Here is a 24,195-nt window from a genome sequence, read left to right on the forward strand (position 1 = left end):
TGGCGGTTAGGGTTTCCTCAGTCTGATCATCAGCATCTGGTTGACCAGCAATCTTGTCAGGATTGCCTAATAACATCCCCATGATGTCTGGTGTGTTTTTACGCATAGACCCTCTCGGTAAGTTGTTCATAATCTATTGCGCCTTGAGATTGAGGAGCAAATTCATAGATGGTTTGCGCATATCCCGGTGCTTCAGAGAGTCGAACATTGTAATGAATCGGATTACAAAGTCGATCAGGATAAAATTCTTCCAACTGTTTTAATATTTCTACAGATTTTTTAACGCGTCCATCCAGAAAAGTAGGGACAATATAGCGTAATTTTAAGTTTTTATTGTATTTCTGAACAGCTTCCACACTCTTGATAAAGCTTGAAAGGCCATGAATGGTCATGACTTCCAGTGAAATCGGGCACAGAATTTCTTCAGCATAAAACAGGACATTCAAGGTCACTGAATCCCACCCCGGTGAGGTATCGACCAATACAAAATCAAACTTTTTTTCAATGGATGTGAACGCTTCTGAAAGGGTGTATTCCCCCCCGAGGTCTGTTCTGTCAATCAAACGTTTGATCCCGGCTATTTCACGTCCTCCCGCGATAATCCACAGATTTTCTCTGACTTGAATGGTTGCCTCATCCACGCCACAGTCCCCAGTGATCACATCTGACAGATTCACTTTAGGTTTCAAACCAAACATGAAAGACACCTGCCCCTGTGTATCAGTGTCCAACAGCAAGACCCTGGCCCCTTTTTTCGCAAGGCCGGCAGCGAGATTCACTGCCGTCGTGGTTTTTGCGACCCCCCCCTTACTCAATGATATGGCAATTTTTCTCATTCTTGATCTCCGAATAGGGTACTTCCTCCTTGATGTATCTACCAACTAGGTTCGTTTAACATGCTGCCACAAAGGATGCAAGCCCTCTGGAAAACAGGAATCAAAGGTGGAAACGGCCATCACATACTCATAAGTTGGCTGAAGAATTTTAAACACAACCTTTATAGAACATTTCAGGGCAGTTAAAGACAAAAATCATGTCAATATACCCAATTTTTATTTTATTTTTTCCTTTGATATTCTCATTTAATCCGTGTAGTTTGCCGCTGATCATCACTTTATCTCAGTGAAAACCTGTCTCCAGTCATCTTTTTTTGAGTGAGAAAAATGAAAATTTTAAATTTTGAAACCAATGATATAAAAAATAAGCTGAAACTAGACAGTATGCCCAACGGGAATCTATTTGTCGGATTGGTGGTCTGCCTCCTTGGTTTTTGGGGACTCTATGTCTGGTGGTGGTCTGTTGCGGAAGTGTTACGGGGAGTTGTGCCCATTATCCTTATTTTATTCGGTTTGGTTGCAATTGGCGCAGGTATCTCTAAAAAACAAACCAATAACCAGGTCGATGAAAAATAAAAAAGGCTGTTATGAGTTCTGATACTGGAAATTGTCCCAGAAGATTGCGCAAATATTTTTACATGATTCCAATCGCTTCAGTCGCGCTTGTTTTTTTCCTGTACTGGAACGATATGTTCTTTGACAATCGTACTCACAAAGGGACGACCGCAGAGATGTTCAGTGTGGCCTTCAATGCGTTGACAGGAGGTGATAATCCGACGACTTCTGTACAGGCACGTCAAAATCCAATGCCTTATGCCCAAAATCCTGTTGCCGTGCCTGTGGCGCAAGCCCCTCAGAATACGATGATATATGGACAACAGCCCTTTGCGAATTCGCCTCAAAATGCCACGACTCTTGCCCAAACTCCCTTTGTCGTGCCTGTAGTCCAGGCCCCTCAGAATAAGATGAGTTTTGCGCAAACCCCCTATGCTGTTCAGGTTGTTGAATCGCCCTTCACTCGAGTTGCTGAGTTTGCTAAACAAACTGTAGTGAATATCAGTGCGTTGCGTTTTACCGGTGCGCAACAAAATATGCAACCGGATACTCAGCAACCTACGTTCACCGCACCATTCAGTGGTCAGGCCGTTGAAAGTATCGGTTCGGGGGTGATTGTTACGCAAGATGGGTATATTGTTACAAATTTTCATGTTGTTGAAAATGCTGATGAAATTTTTGCGACAGTTTTTTTAAATAATGGATCGACCCAGTATCATGCCGATGTCATTCAATTATCTGAACTGCTGGATCTCGCGCTCATCAAAATTGAGCCGGCGACGCCTTTACAACCGGCACCTTTGAGTGATGAGAATCGCGTCATCAGAGTGGGCGAAGAAGTGTTGGCCATCGGCAGTCCTTTTGGTCTTGATCAAACAGTGAGCAAAGGAATCATTTCAGGCTTAAAAAAATCAATCCGGATTGATAACATTACCCACAAAAACCTGATCCAGACTGATGCCGCGATTAATCGTGGAAACTCCGGAGGCCCGCTGGTTGATATGGCCGGTTATGTGATCGGAGTTAACACCGCGATTTTTACTCCAACCGCTTCTTTCGTGGGAATCAGTTTTGCCATCCCATCGACCGAGGTTATCGAATTTCTGGAAGGTCTCATCACACTCCCCACGGTGCAGCCAAACTTGAACACTCCTGCAACAGCAACTCGAGTCGCAGGGCAAAAACTACCCTCAGTTATTGGCGAAAATCGCTTTTCAATACCTCCGTATGTTCCTTCGCAGGGGATGAACGTTGCCTTTAATCCCAATGGAAACATTGTGGAGTGGATGGGCGCCGAACTGACCGACATCACAACGGCCATACAAAAGAATTTTAATCTGGATAGCGGTGCGTTTCTGACCAATGTGTATTCCGGATCGAATGCCGACAAGGCCGGATTGCAACCTGGCGATGTGATATTCAGGGTTGATGGCAGGCCCGTTGGAAATGTCAATGAGCTGATCAATTTTGCTGATCAAAATGGCGGTACCGCTCGTGTGTCAGTCATCAGGAATGGTCAAAAACGCAACATTGATATTGATATTGACAACAATAAAGCCCCTTGATGAATACAGTTCCTCAAAAACCAATACAAAAATGACACAGACTCAACTCTAGATTCACATAGATTAGCGTGAGTTCGGGATAATGATTATCATGGAATAGACATTCCCCTAACCCCTTTCCAAGGGGGAATTATGAAGCAATCCACCGAGATAATCCCCTTTGAGGGGGGCTTGGGGGGGCAATGCGGATTTAATTCGCTTTAATTTCTTAATCCCGAACTCACGTTAGATTAGAAATATCCACCAAATTAGAAAACGTGGCAGGAAAGCAATGAATGATTTAAGTAAATATTTTTTGCCAATGGCGTTGCTCATTTTTGCGGGTATTCTCCTAGTCAACCTGTTTGATTCACCCGATTATGAGAAGGTCAGGGAACCGGTCGAGTCTGAGCCTGTCACCGCCAAAGAGGTAGTAGGCATGCCGGTCGCCATGACGGCTCCCATGACCACAAATCCCACGGTGCCTTCCTATATTTCCCCCACGATACAATTGGCGGAAGGGCATTGGCAGGGCATGGAAACGATTCCCCTGTCCGTTGAAATTAAAAAAAAGCTGAATATTCCCCTGTCAATGGAAGGCGTTCTCATTGATGAAGTGACACTGAGTTCCTTCGAGTCAGGTGTGGTCGCTGGTGATATCCTGGTTGCGATTGCCCGGAATAAAGTTAGAACCATTGAAGATGTAGAGCGACTTTCAAAACAGGTAAGAGAATCAAGCAGTGTTTTATTAACGGTGGTCAGAAAGAACAGAACTTTAGAATTTGTACTTAAAAGCAAAGATATTTTGGGGTTTTCACAATCTGAAACCGCACCGATGATTCTCCCCAGTGATATCATGCCGCATCCCTATCGTGGGGAGTGTGTGAGTTGCCATCCTATCGGAACAATTGGGCATATCACACCTGACCCTGACGGGATTCCGTTACCTGTACCAACTATCAGGGTAGGGGCCGTCAGTCCGCATAGAGATCGAGGTCCCTGTGAGGCCTGCCATGTGATAATAGCCAATAAACAGACATTGAGATAGTTTTGAGGTGTTGAGATAGTATTCTGTGATTTTCTCATGTTTGTGATGCGATGCGTCCTTAAATTTTTATTACTATTAACCCCCGGGATTTAAATTTTATGGTGGAGGAATACCAATCTCCGTTAGAGGACAAAAAAGAACGTTTCCAGCGCATGAAGGAGATGGCGGAACGGTTGTTCCATGAGATAAAGCCCAAGAAAAAACCACTTCAGATCAAGCGCCAGGGACCTGTCATTTGGGTTTCTATTTTAGCGGCCATCGTGTTGCTGGTGACGGTCCTTATCGAGATCAATATTTTTATTCTTAATGAAGAGAAGGCGCTGGCGGCAACGGCTAATGTGCAAACATCGTTGCAACGCCGGGCGGATTTGTTTGTGAATATTGTCAATGTGGCACTCAACCAGGCTGTGCTGGAATATGAATTAATCCAGTATGTCGCGGATTCACGATCTCAACTTACAAAAGTGAAGGATCTCGACACGGCAAAGCTAAAGCTGGAGGCTATCGAAAACCTGAAAAAAGGTTCCCCCTCCGAATTTTCTATGACCAAACTGACAGCGTTGGTGGAACAATACCCTCAAATAAAATTTTCATCGACTTACGCCTTATTGATTAATCAGTTGATGGAAATGGAAAACCAGATTACCAGAAGGCGAGTGCTTCAAAATGAAGCTATACGGATGTATAACACTGCAATCACTCAATTCCCCTGGAATTATCTTGCGCAGATGACTGGCTTTCATCATTATCAGTACTATGAAATGAAAGACAAAACGTCGCACACTGTTCCCGTTTTACAGTCGGATATGTTTAATGAATTATTGCCTGACGTAACACGTTCCACGAACCAACCACCGGTTAACGAATAAATCAAGGTTGTATAAAAATGGCCAAAGACAAGAAAAAAGGAAGGAATCAAATCATCCTTATACTGGTGTTGATCGCCTTGGTAATTTCCGGTGGAACAGGTGTTATTTTAAGGCATGAACTGACTCATCGTGAGGCCGGTTTGATTTTTGGACATTTCCCGAAACCCACAGAACCTCGTTTGATGCAACCCATCGTCAATCGGGTACTGGGCACAGAACCTAAAAAAGTTCTCATTAGACGCATTCCTAAAATCAGTAGCAATATGCGCATGCCTCATGCCTACTGGGGGGAATGCAGTAGATGTCATTTGTACAGTGATAAAACGGTCAATTATAGCGCGACACCAGTAGGAAAGTTACTGGGAGAAGTTTCATCCATTAAAAAAGTAGGTCCACGCATCAGGCCTGATTCATTCATGCCCCATCCTGCCGCAGGGCGATGTATCATGTGTCATGATATTGTCATAGACAGTAGTAAATCTTAATTCATCTCAATGGTGTCACCTCTCCAAAATCATCTGGTCGTCAACTGTTGCACTTATAAAAGAGATCAATCATGTCAATGATCGCAAGCTGGCTCTGGAATCCTCTGCTCAGCTTTATATATATTGAACTGGGTGTGCTGATACTCGTCCTCACTGGATTTGCCGCCTGGCGTAACGTGATTCCAGCTCTAAGGAACAGTTGGACGCAAAGAAACCTCCATAAAAAACAAGAGGATGACCATGCTCGTTATATCTCACCTGTTCATGGATTTTTTGCCGCACTGGCCGCAAGCGTTGGCGTTGGTAATTTAGCGGGTGTCGGTACTGCCATTCATCTGGGAGGCCCGGGGGCCTTGTTCTGGATGTGGGTTTCAGCACTGGTTGGGATGAGTTTTCGTTTGTGTTCTGTCTGGTTGGCAATGCGTTATCAAAGCGAGGATCACACAGATCTGGCTTATGCAACGCCCATGTCCTACTTGCAACGATTACAACCGGGTTGGGCCTGGATTCCTGTGGCGTTGGCCACCCTGTTGATGGTTAAGGGCTTTATCACCTCCAATCTGATTCAATCCAACTCCGTTGCTCATGCGTTGCAGGACGAATTGGGAATTTCCAGTTTTCTGGTTGCAATCTGCATGTCTGCTCTGGTGGCGTTTGTGATTCTTGGCGGGATGCAGAGAATCGTAGATTTCAGTGTGACAGTGGCGCCCTGGATGGTGCTGGTTTATTTCATTGGTGGAATGGTCATTTTATTATCAAACCTGTCAGCCACTGTTCAGGTTATTGGTCTGGTTTTTAAGCATGCTTTCACACCTTATTCCGCCACTGGTGGACTGATTGGTTATGGCGTTCTGCAAAGCATCCAGTTTGGAACATCCAGAGGCATTTTTTCGCATGCCTCTGGAATCGGAGTTGCCCCGTTTCTTCATGCAACGAATAATGCCAGTAAAAAGGATAATGCCTATCTTGCCGCATTTGTTCCCGTTGTAGATACCTTGATTGTCTGTTCGGTGACAGGCCTGGTCATCCTGACTGTTGGAAACTGGACCCGGTTCAATGGTGCCTATTTAACCTCTTCCTCTTTTCAGTCGTTTTATGGAAACTGGGGCGTTGTGATGCTCATGACTTGTTTGGTCGTCTTTGCGTTCACCACCATGATCAGTTGGGCCTATTATTCTGAACGATGTTATCAATACCTTGGCGGAACAAGAATCCGGGCATTCCGTTGGTTCTTTGTGTTCATCACGTTTTGCGGTCCTTTTCTTCCAGTTCGCCTGATTTGGTCAGTTGCGGATATCATGATTGGATTGGTCATTATTATCCATCTCTTCCCTCTGGTTTATCTGGTTCTACAGCATCGAGATGATTTACTGAGAGAATTGGTTGGCGATCACTGAGAAAAACCTCTGTTGATAAATCCGGTTAAAATCATTCAGCATCGGTGTAATGGCATGAAATCATTCATGTAATCTGTTTTTTTTTGGGGGGGGTAGTAAAAAGATTTGTCCATAAAAATGTTTTTTATCATGAATAAAAATATATTAAATATATAGTTTATTGTTGAAATTGTTGCATCAATTGGCTATCTACCCAGTGGGTACAGATTGCACTGTTTTTTATTCCTTTGATCTCATCAGGGGGTGGCTTGGAAGTTGCTCATGCTGATTTTGTTTGTGCAATCAGAAAACAGGAGTTCCGTAAAACTCCCGTTTGCTCATTTGCATGAAGTAGTAACAGTAACTGTTCTCGTCGAAAAATCAGATGAGAAAATTGGTACTTACGTACCGTAATCGTTGAATAATAAGGAGACGATATGATTGATAAATTGGGTGATCTTGTTGAGTATGGTATAGAAGGGATCGAATATATTGGCACGGGTTGCAAAACAGTTGCCGGATGTGACTCTTATAGTTTTTATACTGGCACAAAAGCCGCGGCGTTTTTTGGTATCGGGGGAATCGGTTTTTCAGTGCTTGGACCGGCAATCTTGCTTTTGCTGGCTGTAGGTGGAGTGTATTGGTGGTATCTGAGCAATCAACCCGGTGAGGTTGAATAGGAACAAACTACAGGTTTCTTTATGGTGGAAACCTTTGTAAAACCCGCGTTTGCGGGAACGAGGCCCAGCTTCGTAAGTAGGAACCGTGCCCTATGTCACAGGGCATGTTCAAAAATCCTTGATGTGATTAAAACTAAATTTAGAGGAATGATATGCCTGAATCAAAGGTTTTGGAAAGTGAGTTTACGATGAAATCGTATGTATTAGCGTTCATGAGTTATCTTGGCATTTTATGTTTGGTGCCAATCCTGTTGAATAAGGATGATGAATATGTTTATTTCCATGCCCGGCAAGGATTAGTATTGTGGATATGGAGCGTCATTGCGATTTTCGCACTCTATATTCCTGTCATTGGACAATTCTTCTTCGGCTTATCTGCTTTTATCATCTTAATATATTCATTTGTCGGGATAACTTCCGTATTGCTGGCCAAAGCCTGGAAACTTCCGTTTGTTGGTGATTGGTCAGAAAAATTATAAAAAAAGAGATGAGATCGGAGTTCAACTCACAAAATGCTCCCTTGAAGTCAGTTGGTTTTTAGTCGAAAAAACTATGGATCAACTGATTTTCGTCCATATCCAATAATGTATTCTCATGATAATCAATTTTTAGAGCTGTGCAGGTACTTTTTTAGCCACGAAGTACACGAAGAACACAAAGTAAAAAAGGGAATATGCACCAGAAAACTTGAAAATCAGGGTTTCACGGAGGACTTCATTTATATAAAAAACCTTTTTTTTCGTGTTCTTAGCGTTCTTAGCGGCTCATTTTCAAACCCACCTGCACAGCTCGAATAATTTGAGGATGAAATCCTGTGACCGGTCACCACGGTAGTTCACTTCTTCTGATACAGCAGGAGTTTTCTACATAAAAAACATGAGAGCATGGTTCTGAGAATACATGCGTCATAGCTGAAAATTTGTTAGAGGTGTTTTTATTCAGACATTAACAATCAATATCCCCTTAACAGCGTAATAAATGTGTAGTCTGAGCAGGAAAAAATTCTTTTTTGAAAGTTAAACCAATCCCAGACAGAAAACGTTAGTTTTGGCGCCCCTGGAAGCCGGATCAAGTCCGGCATGACAATCACTCCACAGTGTCATTCCGGGCGAAGACCCGGAATCCAGAAAATTCCACAAAACTACACATTTCTGCTTAGGTTTGGTTTATTTCAGAATTGTGTCATGTTTCGGTGCTAAGTATAAAAAATGGAGTTGTGATATGCCAAGTATAGTTGTAGGAACATTGTCTTTTGCTTTAGGATTGTGGAGTTTGTTCATTTGGTGGTGGTCTGTGGCTGAATTTTTACGGGGATTCACACCTATCGCTCTCATATTGTTCGGACTGATTGCCATAGGCGCATCAATGTCCACAAAGGAAAACAGGACAAAGGACAAAAAGGATAATGACTTATGAGTATTAAAGATACCTGTCCTCAACGAGAAACTTGCTTGAACAGTGATGATTGTGGCGATAAAAAGATTTGTCCGCAAAGATATAAAAAATATATCGTCATCACTGCAATCATTTCTTTAATTTTTGTATTTGCGGTCGTCCGATACGAATTGTATGACGAATACTATGGCTCACAGAAAAATACCAGCCATCATGCGATCTTCCCGACACCGGATGCAAATCAATATCAGCCTCGGAACCCTGTGCCTGGTCCATCGCTGTCTCAACAAAATACTCAGCCTGGCAATGGTAATGGCGGTCCATATCGTTCACCAAACCCCAATGGAGGTCACCGTTCCCCCCCCAATAACGGCCCACTCCGATCACAGAATCCTAATGGAGGAGGTCCATACCGTTCACAAAATCCTGTGAATGCTGTTGCTGTGGCGCAAACTCAAACTCCGATGGCAACCATGCCTGTCCAGCAAAGCCCCCTGGTACAGATAATCGAGTTTGCCAAACAAACGGTGGTGAACATCAGTACAATTCGCCCTATATCTACCCAAAAACAGAATCAAAATCCGAATCAGCAAGCTGGATTCACTTCACCTAATAGTGGTGAAGGAATGGAAAGTATCGGATCAGGCGTAATTGTCACCCAGGATGGGTATATTGTCACCAATTATCATGTTGTGCAAAAATCACCGGATCTTTACGTCATCGTTTTCACAGACAATGGAACATCCCAGTACCCTGCTGAGATCATTGCCATGTCAGAACGACTTGATCTGGCGTTGATAAAGATTGAACCGAATATGATGCTTCAACCAGCTCCCTTGAGTAATGATCGCAGACTCAGCCTGGGCGAAGAAGTCGTCGCGATTGGCAGTCCTTTTGGTCTGGACCAGACTGTGAGTAAAGGGATCATTTCCGGCTTAAAAAAATCAATCAGAATTGACAACATCACCCATAAGAATCTGATCCAGACAGATGCCGCCATCAATCGGGGGAATTCTGGAGGACCATTGATTGATATGACCGGTTATGTCATTGGGATAAACACAGCCATTTATGTCCCATCCGCGTCTTTTGCAGGGATCAGCTTTGCGGTTTCTTCCAAGGATGCGATCGAATTTTTAGAGGACTTGATTCGGTTACCACGCATTCAGCCAAATCTGAATGCCCATGCAAAAGCAATTAGGGTCGCGGCGGTAAACGCACCGGCAATTGTGGCCGGAACGCCCAATCCGCATGGTGATAGAGGTCCCTGTGAACTATGTCATCAGATTATCGGAAATCAATCCACCGGACAGTTCAACAATGCCATGCCTGTCGCGGCGGTCATTGCGCCACCCATCATGGCAGGTGCCGCCATGCCGCATGGCGACAGGGGACCTTGCGAACAATGTCATCAAATCATCAATCCAACTCAGTCTAATGCGGCCATGCCTGTCGCCGCGATCATTGCGCCACCCATCATGGCAGGTGCCGCCATGCCACATGGTGACAGGGGACCTTGCGAACAATGTCATCAAATCATTGGCAATCAATCACCTGGACAGCAATTCGCTGCTTCCCCCAATGTTGTCGCGCAACAGAATCAATTCGCCATGCCACCCGGACGTTATCAGGGGAATCAGGTTCCAGGCCAACCACAGGGAGCAAATGTGGCGTTCACTGTGCCAAACATGGATTTGGAGTGGATGGGGGCCTTCCTGAAACAAATGACTCAAGATGTCGGTGGCGGTGTGTTTTTAAGTGCGATTACACCGAATTCCAAGGCACAGAAAGCTGGTTTGCAAGCAGGTGATATCATCTTTCGGGTGGAGGGGAAAAAAATACTGGATCCAAAAGATCTGATTGAGTTTACAAAGAATATCAATGATACCGCACGCGTGTCAGTGATCAGGAATGGGAATAAGCAGGATATCTTTGTGGACCTGCAGAACAAACCCGCGCCTGTTGACAATGTCGGTCCACCGGAAGTAACTCCACCAGATCAACCTGCGGCAGTAGGAAATGGTATTCAACAACCGATTGCTGGAAATGGTGCTGAACCACCGTTTGCTGGAAATGGTGCTGAACCACCGTTTGCGGGAAATGGTATTCAGCGTCCTCCCAGACGCAGACCAGCTCTGACTGAACTTGAATTATTAGGAATGGAGCTTACCCCGAATATGAACGGACAAGCTCAAGTCACTGATATTGGACGTAATTCAGTGGCATTCCGGTCTGGCATTCGAATGAATGATCTGATTCTTTCAATTGATCAGGTTCCCATTGAGTCACTTGCCACCGTCAATGAGTTGATCAATATCAACCAACCGGACAATGCTATTGAAATTGTACGGGGTAACCGTCAATTTTTTATCAGACTCACCGACAACCCCATGCCACAGAATCAACAGGCAATGGCTGGAAATGTCGCTTTGCAGAACCGTATGTCGGCAAATCAAGGGGGTGGGGCAGTGAATGGAGCTATGCAGAATCCTGCACCAGGACCAGCAGTCACAGAACTGGAAATATTAGGAATGGAAATTAAACCCACTCCAGAGGGCGGGGCGCTTGTAAGAAATGTTGATATCAATACCCTGGCATACAATGCGGGAATTCGAAAAAATGATATCATCGTCTCAATTGATCAGGTTCCAATAAAAGATCTTGCTACGATGCAGGAAATGATCAACGTCAAACAACCCGATAATCTGGTTGAAATTGCGAGAAATAATCGTAAGCAATTTTTAACTCTTAAATAAATAGGGGGGATCCAGTATGGCTAGTGGAGAAAGTAATCAAATAAGAAGACAGTCTACAAGACAAGCAGATGCATCAGAGACTGTTCTGCAATTGAACAGGCTTGAGACAAACCCCTGGAGAAATACCGGGGAGAGTTCACGAATTTCTTCGTCAATTATCACAAGAACCTTGCCTCGATCAAATAATGAAGATTCTGACCAGCCAAGGAACTTTGTCAAATTTTCAGAAAACGAAAATCCATGGAAAAAAGCTGAAACCCAACAACCCGAAAAGGTCGGACCCCTGAACATTACTAAAAGGACCCATGTATACCATGCAACGAATAATCCATGGGATCGAGCCGCTGAGCGAGAGCGTATAGCCGCGGAACAACGCCTTGCGGCGCAAAAGGCTGAAGAGGAAGCAAAAGCGGCAATTGCCGAGCAGGAACGACAATTGAGAGAAGCCGAACTGGAACGCATCACAGTTCAACGGGCTTTGGATGAAAGAAAAGCGGCAATTGCCGGGCAGGAACGACAATTGAGAGAAGCCGAGTTGAAACGTTTGACTGAGCAGAAAAAAGAAGAGACTCGAAGAGCGGCTTTGGCTGAACAGGAGCTTCAGGCAAAAGAAGCTGAACTGAAGCGTTTGGCCGCACAAAAAGAAACTGAGGCCCGAAGAGCGGCGTTGGCTGAGCAGGAGCTTCAGGCAAAAGAAGCTGAACTGAAGCGCTTAACTGAACAAAAAGCGGCAGAGGCGGGAAGATTGGCCTTGGTAGAACAGGAACTTCTGGCAAAACAACGGGAACTTGAACAGCAATCCTCGAAGGAAAAAGAAAAAGAGTACCTTGCCGAACAGGAAATTCAGACAACTGAAGAAGATTCGGAAACGCAGGATTCCGAACATGAGCAGGAACTTCAGGCAAAAGAAGCTGAACTGAAAATTTTAGCTTCGGAGAAGGCCGAAGAAGAAAGAAAAATTGCTTTGCTTGAGCAGGAGCGTCAGGCAAAAGAAACCGAATTGAAGCGTTTGGCCGCGGAGAAAACCGAAGACGAGAAAAGAGCCGCGATGGCAGAGCAGGAGCGTCAGGCAAAAGAAACCGAATTGAAGCGTTTGGCTGCGGAGAAAGCCGAAGACGAGAAAAGAGCCGCGATGGCAGAGCAGGAGCGTCAGGCAAAAGAAGCCGCATTAGAACTTCAAGTTGCTCAGAAAGCAGCAGAAACAAGAAAAGCGGCTCTTGCAGAGCAAGAACGTCAGTTAAAGGAAGTAGAGCAGGAACTTCACGCAGCACAGAAGGCCGAAGAAGAAAGAAGATTTGCCCTGTATGAACAAGAACGTCTGGCAAAGGAAGCTGAGGAGGACCGTTTGGAAAAGGAAGCAGAATTAGAAAAACAAGCCTTTGAAATTCCCGGTGAAAATACAAGCCGACGGGGTTTTAATATTCCTAAAATCATGCTGGAACGCCAATCTGTTCAGGAACGTCAGGCAAAAGAAAAGGCAGAGGCTGAACTGAAAGCTTCTCAAGTAGCCCGGGAAGACCGGGCAAAAGAAAAAGCAGAGGCTGAAAGAACCGCATCCCTTGCGACCAGCGAAAGTCAGGCCCGTGAAGTGGAATCTGAACCACGGGTATCCCCGGAGAAAACCACAAAGGTAGAAAATGAAACAGCACTGGTTGTTGTTAATACAAAGCAAAAGAAAAAAAGGTCTATAGCGGTTTCAGGTGTTGGAAGCAAACGTGTGTCTCTCCCAAAAGTGCGTGAGACTTCTGATAAAACAGACACTGTCAGGAAAAAAGTTGGTTTCGGATTTTTTAGAGCTAAAGCAAAAGGAGAAACCGAAACCAAAAATGAAAATTCAGTCATCAAACCGGCTTTGCAAAGCCGACTTGGTTTTCGTAAAAAGGTAGAAACTGAAAATTCTGAAGCCAGGTCACAAACACCTAAAAAAATAAATTTCGGGAAATCCTTCAAATTACCGGATTTTTCAATAGCGTCATCCAAACCAAAACAGAAAATCAGTATTGAGGTTTCAGGAACTAAAGAAGCATCAACTTCCGAAACTGAAACGTCTTTAATCAAAGCCAGGTCAGGGAATACACTGGACTCTGGAAAAAAACTTTTTACTTCCTATGAAGTAAAAAGAAAGAAAAAAGCATAATCATTTTCTAAAATTTGTAATCGTAAAAAATTTCCTGCTGTCAATAATTTGGTGAAGAAATCCTGTGGTTTCCCACGATGTCATCCCCGTGAAAACGGGGAACCAGGAGTGCGCCGATGGATTCCGTGTCAAGCACGGAATGACGCCGGGCAAAGGTTTGAACCGGATGCCATCGTCAGAAAATTTACAGCGGGAAAAATTATTAGTCCAATCATGAGGGGGTATATGAAAAAAACACAATTGAGAATAGGTATTGATCTTGGCACATCAAGAACAGCAGTTCGTTCAGACCGTGGCGCAAAAGCCGTTTTTCCATCGGTGGTCGGGTATCCACGAGACATTATTGGAACCAAGCTGTTGAATGGAACAAAAGCCGTGGGTGATGATGCCATTGAAAAAAGGTCATACTTGACGCTGATCAATCCTCTGGATTTGGGCGTGATCAAGGAAACAAGTGAAATCGATATGGAAGCGGCAAAAGATATTTTGGAACATGCCATAGCGATTACGCAACCGGAAGAACATGATGAGATTTGTGCTGTGATTGGTGTTCCTGCCAGAGCCTCCTTTTCCAACAAGGAAACTCTGCTTCGCTTGGCAAAAGAACTGACTGAAGTGACACTGGTCGTTTCTGAACCATTCATGGTGGCCTATGGGATGGGCAAACTGAACAAGGCTATCATGATTGATATTGGTGCCGGAACAACGGATATTTGCGCGTTGAAAGGGGTTGTGCCCAATTCAGAGGATCAGGTTACAATCTCAAAAGGCGGAGATCATATTGACCATCTGTTGAAGGCGATGATACAGGAACATTACCCTGATATTCAGATCACCAAACGCGTTGTTCAGAATATTAAAGAAAAATACTCCTTCGTTGGAGACATCAAAGAACCGGTGATCGTTCAGTTCAGAGCCAATGGAAAACCCAAGGAATATGATGTGTCTAAAGAAATAAAAGCCGCCTGTGAATCTTTGATAGCGCCGATTGTCGAGCAGGTTGAATATTTACTGGTCCGGTTTGATCCTGAAGATCAGGAAGAAGCATTACTGAATATTTATCTTGCTGGAAACGGATCTCTGATCAGGGGCCTGGACAAAGCAATCGCGGAAAAACTGAAGGAATGTGGTGAGGTCAAGGTGTCCTGTGTGGCTGATCCTGATTTTGCAGGATGCAATGGGGCCTTGAAGCTCGCGGTGGATCTGCCGATTGAGCACTGGCATCAAATCGGAGACGTCATAGGATCTTAAACTCATGGTAATGGCAAAACGCATTTTTTCATTCATTCTATGGGCATTGGTCCTGGTTTTTACCCTGGAAAATTTTGATATTGTCCAGGTGCGATTTATTGCAGGGCCTCTTGTGAAAATGCCCCTTGCGTTTGTTTTGGTGATCGGCTTTGTTGCCGGTTATCTACTTGCCGCAATCAGCACAAGAATAAAAATATACAAGCGTGACAGAGAACTGGAAGATAATGATTAAAGCGGAACGATCGGTCAAAAATGCAATTTTCTAAATGTACTGTTTGTTATAAAACAATTGGCTGGACGGGGCTTGTCTCCAATATTTTTCTGTCAGGCTTGAAGTTGTTTGTCGGGATCGTCGCAGGCTCGCAGGCGCTGATTGCGGACGCGATGTATTCATTTAAAGATCTCATTTCGTCGGTTCTGATCATCATCGGATTGAAAATTTCCTTAAAACCGGTTGATCTTGAGCACCCTTACGGGCATGGCAAGGTTGAATTTATCCTTACCTTGGTGGTCAGTGTGGTCTTTATCGGTTTGACGGGATTAATACTCCTGTTGACCATGGACCATTTTTTTCAGGGCTACCACAAACCACCTCACCTTATCGCGTTAGCTGTCGCTGTATTTTCCGTCGTCGCGAATCTGTTCCTGTTCAAATATACCAGATGTGTTTCGACTCAAATCAACAGTCCAATGGTCAAAACCTTATCCAAGCATCATGGTGCTGACGCCTTGTCATCCGTCGCTGTTTCGGCGGGTATCATCGGCGCGCATTACATGGGCCTGATCTGGATGGATTCGCTGGTAGCCGTCTTTGAAACGATCCATCTGTTATATCTCGGTGTTGAGATATTCTGGGAATCGTTTAAAGGTTTGATGGATTATTCCGCTCCAGCCGATGTTTTGAGAAAAATTCAACAGACAGTATTGGACTTTGACGAGGTAAAGACGGTAGAAACCCTCAAAACAAGGCAAGTTGGACAAGGTATATGGATTGATATTGTGATTGGAGTGAATCCTGATTTGAGAGTGGATGAAGCCTATGATGTCGGGTGTCAGGTTGAAGCTGTGCTGTTTGAAACGATCGAGCATGTGGCCGCTGTGAATGTACGTTTTGGAGCTCATGATTCCAGAAAACTCCTTACTCAAGGATTGTAATCATGAAAAAAGAACAATTTTTTTGTGAAAGCCAGTGGAAAATAGGAGCGGCATTTCTGACAATTATCGCTGTTTCCTTATTTTTCTGGGGTGTCCATATTCTTACGGAGCACCACGAATACAACATCTCCTATGTTCCAGAGACATCGACTCCGGATTCTGCCAAGGCAGTTTCAGTCAAAGCTGAAGTTGCTCAAAAACCTGTATTTCCAGCCGATTTTGAAAAGACGATTGTCTCGATTGGAATTGACAGTGGCCAGGATACTCCACTTGCGATATTAGGTTCGGGGGTCCTTGTCAGCGATGATGGGCATATTGTGACGGCTGACCATTTGGTTGCCGGTTTATCCGGTTTACATGTTCTGCAAAACAATGTTCGTTATGAATCACATCTCATCAAAAGAGTTGCCAAGTCCAACATAGCCCTCTTGAAAATTGAATCACTCAAAGCCTTTCCCTTTACCTCCATTGATTGTTCGATGATTGAAATTGGTACGCCTGTTTACGCGTTTGGAAGGGATCAAGGGATCATAGCAAAAGAAGGCATTGCCCGGAATACAGGTGTGTCTCTGGCCATCAATGACATGATCTATCCTGACCTGATCACAACTGACGCGATCTATACCTGGGCTCAAAGCGGTGGACCCTTGATGAATGTTTTCGGCAATATGGTAGGACTGAACATCGCGATCAGTGGCCCACAGAATTCGATTCAGGGTTTTGCTGTACCGGCACCAACTATTTGCTCAAAATTCCGAGAGATTGTTCACGTTGATTCGATCACAAATATTAAGGTTTATGCCGGGGGCCTCACCAGTCAGTTCTGGAAAAACACCAGAGAAACAGCGAGTGAATACGCTACTCAAATTCGAAATACGATTGAATCCAGTTCATCATCTGACTTGATGGTCTACATCGAAGGGAATAAGGGGGATCTCTGGAAACAAGCCAGATTTGTCGCGGATCGAATGGCTGAAATCTACAATAAGGCTGATGGGATCAACTACTTGAACAATGCGGTGAGTGATCCTGAACTCAATTTTTTCGGCTACCATATCAGTGGGGTTATCGGACTCCTGCTCCTCGGGTTTGTCTCCGGTATCAGTGCCGGTATGGTGACAATGGGCGGTGGGATCATTAAAGTCAGTGGCTTGATGATTATTTTTGGCTATGGTCTGATCATCATCCGGCCTGTGGCCTATATCACTAATATATTTGTCTACAGTGCCGCGGCCCTGCGTTACAAAAAAGACAATCTGATTTCCTGGCACAACGTAAAACCGCTCATTCCATTTGCGCTTTTTGGTTTCGTTTTTGGCTATTTTACAGGGATTTATTTAAACAATTCAACAATCAGAATGATGCTTGGGATATATGCGTTATTGATTGGAATAAAAGTGGTCACAGAAATTATAAGAAGCGCCATGGGATATCCTGAATTTGAAGGGATTTCTCAAAACCAGACAGGTCATCGCTTCAAAAATAGCTGGCTGGGATTGCCGATGGGAGTTATGAGTGGTATTTTGGGAATCAGCGGGGGTGTCATTGAGGTTCCATTACAGCGTTATGTTGCCAAAGTTCCTTTGAAAGAGGCCATTGCCAACAGCTCCGTGTTAGTTTTCTGGACATCTTCACTGGGTGCTGTAATCTCCATGGTGCATGGTGCGGGGATTGGCGCGTTTGAGATCGATACCCCTCTGATCCTGGCATTGATTGTAATACCCGGTGCGTATTTCGGTGGAATGGTGGGAGCATGGCTTACCAAAATAATGCCGATAAACCTCCTCAAGAGTATCTACTGTGTCTTGATGTTCTTAATTGCGGCACGAATGATGTTATTCACTTTTTAATCCGGGATAATTTCGGGAGCAACCCTGACTTGATTATCAAGTAATTACCGGGGCTCTCATACAATGTCATCAACTCTGAATGGTGCTGAGCATTAATTCCCCCTTGGTTTAAGGGGGATAGGGGGATGTAATTCTGAGTGTTAAATCCCCCATACCCCCTTTGTAAAGGGGGATTATCCAGCGAAGAATTTTTTAAGTTGACGACATTGGGCTCTCATAGCCCGATGTGTTCGGAGGAACTCCGTATAAAAATAACAAAGACCGAATCAGAACGCATGCCATTGAGTGTCTGGTTCGTACAAAAAACAATCGTTAATGTGGAGAAACCATGGCAAATAAAAAGAAAATAGAGGTTGATGTTGATTTTTCAGATACCCTCAGTTTTTACCTGCATTCCGGATTGAAGACAGCGCAGAAAATTTCTGATGCGTCGATTGAGTGGTATCGGAACATTTTTTCTCTCGAAAATGAGGAAAAAACTGATTATTTTTATGCCAAAGGAATTGATCACGCAAAGAAAGGAAAATACGCAAAGGCGATTCCCTTACTAAGCGCAGTCCATCAGGGCATGCCCCAGGATGCTGAGGTATTACACTATCTTGGACTATCCTATCTGAAAACAGGTGAAGAAGAGAAGGGACTCGCCTGTTTGGAAAAAGTGACAAAAATTGAAGGAACCCATACAAAAACAATGATCCTGCTTGGTTTGCTCTATAGCAAAAAGAAGGACTATGAAAAAGCGGTCGCGGTTCTTGAAAATGCGGTTGCCTATGAAAAAAAGGATCCCGCGCTGTATTATCGCCTGGGGTTTGCGTATGATAATCTGAAAAAACATGACAAGGCCATTCAATGTTTTGAAAAAGCACTTGATCTGGATCCCGACAATGTCAATGTTTGCCAGGCTCTTGGACTTGCGCATGAGTCTCAGGGAAATCGGGACGAGGCCGTTGCGTATTTCAAGAAAGCCCTGGAAATGGAAGAGAAAGTGTGAGGCCCTATGGGGGATGAAACCACAATTGACAGGGAACAAGAGGAACGAATACGCCGCACAAGAGAACTGGCGGAGCGTTTGTTTCAGGATGAAATCAACCCCAAAAAAGCATCCCGCAAGAAAAAACAAGGTCCTATCGTTTTAATTTATTTCATAGGATTTATTGTTTTTGCGATTTCAGTCTTATACCGTGTCAATATGTTCATTAGTTTGGAAGAAGAAGTTTTTGCCTCGGTGGGACAGATTGATGTCGCGTTGCAAAGACGAATGAATTTATTTGAGAATATTGTGAACACAACACTCAATCAAGGGATTCTGGAATATAAAATTGTTAAAAATGTCGCGGATTCCCGTGCGGGTTTTGCTCAAAATTCTGAACTCAGTGGTGTGGTTGACAACCTGGAAAATCTGGAGGCTCTTAAATCCTCACTCGAGGGGGCTTCTTTTTCCAAACTGATTGCGCTGATGGAACAATATCCGGAAATAAAATTTTCAGACAACTATTCCCGGTTGATCAACAACCTGGTTGATCTGGAAGATCTCCTGCTTAGAAAACGAGATGCCCGAATTGAACAAATCCGCATTTACAATACCGCGATTACCACGTTTCCTTCAACGTTTCTCGCAAAAATAACAGGGTTTAAGCGCTATGAATATTTCGAAATGGAGCTACAGTCCCTCCATAACGTGCCAATGTTGAAACCAACTATGTTTAAGCGACTTTTACCTGAATCCAGGAAGAGCCCATGAGATTTGAAGCCTGTAAACAATGCCGAACTGAACAGGGGATCCACTCCTTTTTAGTCAATCTGTTCATGGCCCTTTTTAAAGGGGTGCTGGGTGTTTTAACCGGAAGCGCGGCGCTGGTCGCTGACGGGTTGCATTCTTCAGCCGATGTGATCGCCACCAGTGTGACCATGGTCAGCGTTTGGATATCCGGAAAACCGGCAAGTAAATCCTATGCGTATGGCTATGGAAATATTCAGTTTATTTCCGCGGCAATTGTTGGAATGATCCTGTTGTTAGGTGCGCTTTACTTATTTGTAAACGCCACCATCAACATCGTCAGTGGTCTCATCGAAAGCCCCAATATGCTGGCCGTGATTGGCGCCATCGTTTCTATCACCATGAATCAGTTATTGTTCCATTATCAAAAGTGTGTCGGGCAGGAAAACAACAGTCCGGCAATCATGTCCAATGCCTGGGACAATCGTTCGGATGCGCTTTCCTCAGCGGCGGTGTTGTTTGGAATCATTGTGGCTGTTTTAGGTTTTCCGATCGCGGATCCCTTGGCGGCTATCGCTGTTTCACTCGTAATCGTCAAGATCGCTGTTGAACTTCTTATCGATGCGGTCAATGGATTGATGGATCATTCACCAGATATCACTGAATTGCATGAAGTTTATCGTGTTGCTGAAAGCATTGAAGGGGTTCGTGGTATTTCATCCCTTAAAATGAGACGTCATGGTGAAATAACACTGGTTGATATTGGAATCAAAGTTCCCCCGGATATGAGAGTTTATGAAGGCGATTTAATTGCTCTGGCGGTGAAGGTAAAAGTTTCCAAATCCATGGAGCATGAAACGGACGTTCAAGTTTTTGTAGGAGTTTGAAATGAGGCCAAAAGAGTTTTCAGTTCCCATGGGAATTGTTGTGCTGATTGTTATATCGATTCTCGCGATTGGTTATAATAATAAATTAACCAAAGAAAATTCATTGCCGCCAACCGACCCGAATCAGCAGGATCTGACTCAATCGACACTACATCCAGCAGTTCAAGGGGTTCCGCAAACACCTGATATCCCAGTGCAGATGGCTCCACAAACTCAGTCAACGATTCCTACTCAAGTTCCCTTGAAAGCAGCTCCAACAAGGTTCAGAGATCCCCTCATAGTGACGTTCAGCGGGACTATTACGGCTGCGCATGAAATTGTTGATCAAGGTGGGATGACGCATATGTTTATTCAAAATGACATGGGTCTGGAACAGGAAATATCTGTGGCACCAGCATGGTATCTTGTATTCATTGGTTGCCCTTTAGCCACTGGAACGTATGTCGATGGGAAAGGTTTTGTTTTCGATAGAATGGATGGTGACGCGTCGATTTACGCGAAAAAAATTCGCCTGGCAACAGGAGTTTGTCGATTCCGCAATGATGAAGGATTTGCGCTTTGGTCTGATCGGTTGAGATAGCAGGGCTGTTCCGTTCTCTGGTAGGACGGGACTACGTGCCCGTCAAACATACGATTTTTGGTGTTGGCGGGGCCTGTAATCCAATGTCGTCAACTTAAGAAATTTTTCGCTGGGAAATCCCCCTTTACAAAGGGGGCCAGGGGGATTTAACGCTCAGAATGACATCCCCCTAACCCCCTTGAACCAAGGGGGAATGGAGACACAGGACCATTCAAAATGCTTAAGTTGACGACATTGGCATGTAATCCCCGCCTACCATCCGGTTGACGCTCAAAATAAGGAGAAATGAACAGCCCTGACTGGATACCTGCCTTCGCAGGTAGGACATTGAAGGGCAAACTGTAAACTAAAATGCAGTCTTTTTGAGAAGAAAAATTAAAACAGATTGGGGAAAAAGCGTTCTCTGTTTTGGGGCATTTTTAGCTAAATGAAATGCGTTGACAGACTCTCGATCGCATCAGAATCTTTCATGATATATTCAATCAACGATAACAGATAAACAATCTCCCTGCTCATCTCTTTCATCTCAGAATAATACCATTCCGCCTGCTGATCCTCGTTTTTCCTGAGAGCCTCCACCGTATTTTGGGCCACTTCATGAAAAAACACATGCAACTCATCCAGTTTTTTAATCTCTTGGATTGAATTGTAATGTTGTGCTTGGAGATTTTTAGTCCAAAACCCGAGATCGCACTCAGTTGCTGTTGCCAGCGATGTGTGTCGTCCTCGATTTTTGAAGGCGGAAGGCATATTTTCTGTCCATTGCACATGCTTCAATCGCACATGACTGACCTGAAGTGGACTACCAAGGTTCTGTTCCGGATCACGCTGAGTCTTGGTGTTCATGAGATAATCCAGCAAAGAACTCAAGGGATGCGACATCTTTTCCTGGCGCTCCTGCATTTGCGTTGAGGCAAGTTCCAATTCTGTCAAAAGATAGATAATCTCCCGACTTACTTCAGTCAGACTTTCCAGCTTCAGATTGATTTCCTCCGTGGTTTTATCCGTCCGGTTTGACATAAGTTCGGAAACTTTGTCATGAAACTGAGTATGAACAGAATCCAGCCGTTGAACCGCGTCAAACTGATGAAACTTTTTCAATCCTGAAGCCTTCAACCATAAACCCAAATCGCATTCCATATGGTTATCGACAGGAGAAAGTGTCTCCTCATTTGTCAGTGCCTGTTTCAAATCAAACATCCATTTCAAATGCAGGATTCTGGCAATATTCACATCGAGAGTTTCACTATTTTTTCGCATAGACCGATTCTCCATTCAACTTCACAAAAGTAATTTCAAAATTTCCCTGAGATTCTCACAACCGGGCTATGGCCCACAACTGCTTTCCCATACACTCATAAATTTTCATAATCAAGAGTAGTTTTTATCTCAGTTCAATTGACTTATTCCTGATGATCTTATATGTGAAGCTGGTGATCTGATTGTTAACAATTTTGCATTAATTTATGAACGTGAACCAAACATGGGACTCTTGATGGAAAAACAACCGGTTCTATTAATCATAGATGATGAGCCAGACCTTTGGGAGACGATCAAAAACGCTCTCAAGCGGGAAGCCTATGAACTGGTATTTGCTCAAAATGGAAAGCAGGGTCTTGAGCTTTTTCATGAAAGAACTCCCAGCCTCATTCTATTGGATTTACGCATGCCGGGCATGAACGGCCTGGAGTTTCTGCAAACCATCAAACCAGAACCCTCTGATCCATATTTTGTTTATGTTTTGACAGGACATGGAAACAATGAAGATGTTAAAGCTTGTTATGCGGCAGGAGCTCACGGGTTTTTACGTAAACCTTTCAACATCCATGAGCTTCGTGGAGTCTTGAAACGAAGCATTCAGCTCATTAAAAACAGGGAATTAAGTTCTAACAACAAAGATGCTTACGTCGATTTTATTGTAAACAGCTCCAACTGTCGTACACCGGAACAATTAACTGAAACCTTCTTCGAAGCTGTCAAACGCCTTTATTTTGAAAACTGGGGTTCACTCAACGTTTCAATCCTTACCAGGAATGAGGGGAGCGTTTTTGGACTTTCAGACCAAACCTCAGTTGTGAAAGATGGTGCCGCACTTGAGCGGACAGACTTAAATTCTGTCACGAACCTGAGTGCCTTGGAACAGAAAATATTAAAAAAAACATTGAATGAATATACGGTTGAAACCAAAGAAGGTCAGGCAAAGGATGCACCCACAGTCCATGCCGCCTGGGCAATTTTCTGGGAACTGGAGGGGGATCCTGCTGATTCAAGTGGGCTGGCGGTCCTCATACGCAATTATCCATCGCTTGAATGTTCTGATGAAACTCAGTTGGCAACGAGGAAAAATATCAGGGAAGACATTGAGAATGCTGTGGCCAAGATGCTTGAACGGGTTTCTGAAGTTATGGAAAAACTCAACACCCAAAGAAAGCTGAAAGAAACCAATGCTTTGCTGGAAAAACAAAAAACCGAACTTGAACATGAACGGGAAACAACTAAAAAGATTGTGCTTTTCTCTGTGCAGGAATTTCAGGTCATCTTTGAGGACAGCAATGACAATCAGGAAAAACAGATGGAACTTTGGGAAAACGCGCTCGCCTCTGTTAAAGAATCCTTCAATAAAGCCCTTGAGGCCACTGAAAATACGGTTAGAAGTCGAAATCAACAAATTTCAATGTGGAGGGATTCTGTGGATCAAGTGACCCGGTCCTTCACACAGGCAATGTCCTGTTTCACCGAATTGCAACCCGGCCAGCAGACCTTTCTGACGAATCTGAATAAACTGAAATCCCTTTACAGTGACACGGATTTGAATGAAAAACTAACACCCGGACAAATGAGTCATACCGACGTGTCGGGCCAACAGGAAAACGTTGATGACCTGCTGGCCTCCTTAGGCTTGTGAAACTCAGCGTCCGGAAACCCGATCAAAAGTTTCCACCTGTGCAGGTGGTTTGAAAATGAGCCACCAAGAACGCTAAGAACACGAAAAAAAGGTTTTTTATATAAATGAAGTCCTCCGTGAAACCCTGATTTTCAAGTTTTCCGGTGTATATTCCCTTTTTTACTTTGTG

At 44.1% G+C, this 24,195-nt stretch carries 22 protein-coding genes; 19 read left to right on the forward strand and 3 right to left on the reverse strand.

Annotated elements, in window-relative coordinates:
- Positions 1–98: 98 nt before the first annotated feature.
- Entirely contained in the window at positions 99–836 is a 738-nt protein-coding gene (locus tag HQM11_03710) for a ParA family protein (GenBank protein ID MBF0350107.1), read from the reverse strand.
- Positions 837–1,163: 327 nt separating this feature from the next.
- On the opposite strand from HQM11_03710, the gene HQM11_03715 reads away from it, so the two are divergent.
- The 8 genes from HQM11_03715 to HQM11_03750 all read left to right on the forward strand — a co-directional run bounded on the left by HQM11_03715 (position 1,164) and on the right by HQM11_03750 (position 7,872).
- Positions 1,164–1,412: a hypothetical protein gene (locus HQM11_03715; GenBank protein ID MBF0350108.1), complete on the forward strand. Its 249-nt coding sequence runs from the start codon at positions 1,164–1,166 to the stop codon at positions 1,410–1,412.
- Between the two features lie 11 nt (positions 1,413–1,423).
- On the forward strand, positions 1,424–2,956 hold the full coding sequence (locus tag HQM11_03720; protein ID MBF0350109.1) for a trypsin-like peptidase domain-containing protein: 1,533 nt from the start codon (positions 1,424–1,426) through the stop codon (positions 2,954–2,956).
- A 271-nt stretch (positions 2,957–3,227) separates the two neighbouring features.
- On the forward strand, positions 3,228–3,983 hold the full coding sequence (locus HQM11_03725; GenBank protein ID MBF0350110.1) for a magnetochrome domain-containing protein: 756 nt from the start codon (positions 3,228–3,230) through the stop codon (positions 3,981–3,983).
- Between the two features lie 98 nt (positions 3,984–4,081).
- Entirely contained in the window at positions 4,082–4,852 is a 771-nt protein-coding gene (locus tag HQM11_03730; protein ID MBF0350111.1) for a LemA family protein, read from the forward strand.
- Positions 4,853–4,869: 17 nt separating this feature from the next.
- Positions 4,870–5,337, forward strand: a complete 468-nt coding sequence (locus HQM11_03735) for a hypothetical protein (protein ID MBF0350112.1) — start codon at positions 4,870–4,872, stop codon at positions 5,335–5,337.
- 71 nt (positions 5,338–5,408) lie between these two features.
- Positions 5,409–6,734: a sodium:alanine symporter family protein gene (locus HQM11_03740; GenBank protein ID MBF0350113.1), complete on the forward strand. Its 1,326-nt coding sequence runs from the start codon at positions 5,409–5,411 to the stop codon at positions 6,732–6,734.
- A 416-nt stretch (positions 6,735–7,150) separates the two neighbouring features.
- Positions 7,151–7,393, forward strand: coding sequence for a hypothetical protein (locus HQM11_03745; GenBank protein ID MBF0350114.1), 243 nt, complete (start codon positions 7,151–7,153; stop codon positions 7,391–7,393).
- Positions 7,394–7,545: 152 nt separating this feature from the next.
- Positions 7,546–7,872 (forward strand): hypothetical protein, encoded by a 327-nt coding sequence (locus tag HQM11_03750; GenBank protein MBF0350115.1) that lies wholly within the window; start codon positions 7,546–7,548, stop codon positions 7,870–7,872.
- A gap of 1,045 nt (positions 7,873–8,917) precedes the next feature.
- Here HQM11_03750 and HQM11_03755 read toward each other — a convergent pair.
- Complete coding sequence (locus HQM11_03755; protein ID MBF0350116.1) at positions 8,918–9,112, reverse strand: hypothetical protein; 195 nt, start codon at positions 9,110–9,112, stop codon at positions 8,918–8,920.
- Positions 9,113–9,216: 104 nt separating this feature from the next.
- Between HQM11_03755 and HQM11_03760 the strand changes: the two genes are divergently transcribed.
- The 10 genes from HQM11_03760 (at position 9,217) to HQM11_03805 (ending at position 21,121) form a co-directional block, all read left to right on the forward strand.
- Positions 9,217–11,544 carry a trypsin-like peptidase domain-containing protein gene (locus HQM11_03760; protein MBF0350117.1) on the forward strand — a complete coding sequence of 776 codons (2,328 nt, stop codon included), beginning with the start codon at positions 9,217–9,219 and terminating at the stop codon, positions 11,542–11,544.
- Between the two features lie 169 nt (positions 11,545–11,713).
- The gene (locus HQM11_03765; GenBank protein ID MBF0350118.1) at positions 11,714–13,681 is read left to right on the forward strand and encodes a hypothetical protein; all 1,968 of its coding nucleotides are present in this window, start codon (positions 11,714–11,716) and stop codon (positions 13,679–13,681) included.
- 213 nt (positions 13,682–13,894) lie between these two features.
- Positions 13,895–14,932 (forward strand): rod shape-determining protein, encoded by a 1,038-nt coding sequence (locus HQM11_03770; protein ID MBF0350119.1) that lies wholly within the window; start codon positions 13,895–13,897, stop codon positions 14,930–14,932.
- A 4-nt stretch (positions 14,933–14,936) separates the two neighbouring features.
- Positions 14,937–15,164 (forward strand): DUF1049 domain-containing protein, encoded by a 228-nt coding sequence (locus HQM11_03775; GenBank protein ID MBF0350120.1) that lies wholly within the window; start codon positions 14,937–14,939, stop codon positions 15,162–15,164.
- 20 nt (positions 15,165–15,184) lie between these two features.
- Positions 15,185–16,087: a magnetosome biogenesis CDF transporter MamM gene (gene mamM, locus HQM11_03780; protein MBF0350121.1), complete on the forward strand. Its 903-nt coding sequence runs from the start codon at positions 15,185–15,187 to the stop codon at positions 16,085–16,087.
- A gap of 2 nt (positions 16,088–16,089) precedes the next feature.
- Entirely contained in the window at positions 16,090–17,937 is a 1,848-nt protein-coding gene (locus HQM11_03785; protein ID MBF0350122.1) for a TSUP family transporter, read from the forward strand.
- A 328-nt stretch (positions 17,938–18,265) separates the two neighbouring features.
- A complete protein-coding gene (locus tag HQM11_03790; protein ID MBF0350123.1) occupies positions 18,266–18,928 on the forward strand; it encodes a tetratricopeptide repeat protein in 663 nt (220 codons plus the stop codon).
- Positions 18,929–18,934: 6 nt separating this feature from the next.
- On the forward strand, positions 18,935–19,678 hold the full coding sequence (locus HQM11_03795; protein ID MBF0350124.1) for a LemA family protein: 744 nt from the start codon (positions 18,935–18,937) through the stop codon (positions 19,676–19,678).
- Positions 19,675–20,541 carry a magnetosome biogenesis CDF transporter MamB gene (gene mamB, locus HQM11_03800; GenBank protein MBF0350125.1) on the forward strand — a complete coding sequence of 289 codons (867 nt, stop codon included), beginning with the start codon at positions 19,675–19,677 and terminating at the stop codon, positions 20,539–20,541. Before HQM11_03795 ends, mamB begins: the two co-directional genes overlap by 4 nt.
- A 28-nt stretch (positions 20,542–20,569) precedes the next feature.
- Positions 20,570–21,121: a hypothetical protein gene (locus tag HQM11_03805; protein MBF0350126.1), complete on the forward strand. Its 552-nt coding sequence runs from the start codon at positions 20,570–20,572 to the stop codon at positions 21,119–21,121.
- Between the two features lie 423 nt (positions 21,122–21,544).
- Here the strand turns inward: HQM11_03805 and HQM11_03810 are convergent, their stop codons facing one another.
- A complete protein-coding gene (locus tag HQM11_03810) occupies positions 21,545–22,381 on the reverse strand; it encodes a CZB domain-containing protein (GenBank protein ID MBF0350127.1) in 837 nt (278 codons plus the stop codon).
- A gap of 235 nt (positions 22,382–22,616) precedes the next feature.
- Between HQM11_03810 and HQM11_03815 the strand changes: the two genes are divergently transcribed.
- Entirely contained in the window at positions 22,617–24,026 is a 1,410-nt protein-coding gene (locus HQM11_03815) for a response regulator (GenBank protein MBF0350128.1), read from the forward strand.
- Positions 24,027–24,195 lie beyond the last annotated feature (169 nt).

It is taken from the genome of SAR324 cluster bacterium, from assembly GCA_015232315.1.
Classification (GTDB): Bacteria; SAR324; SAR324; order SAR324; family NAC60-12; genus JADFZZ01.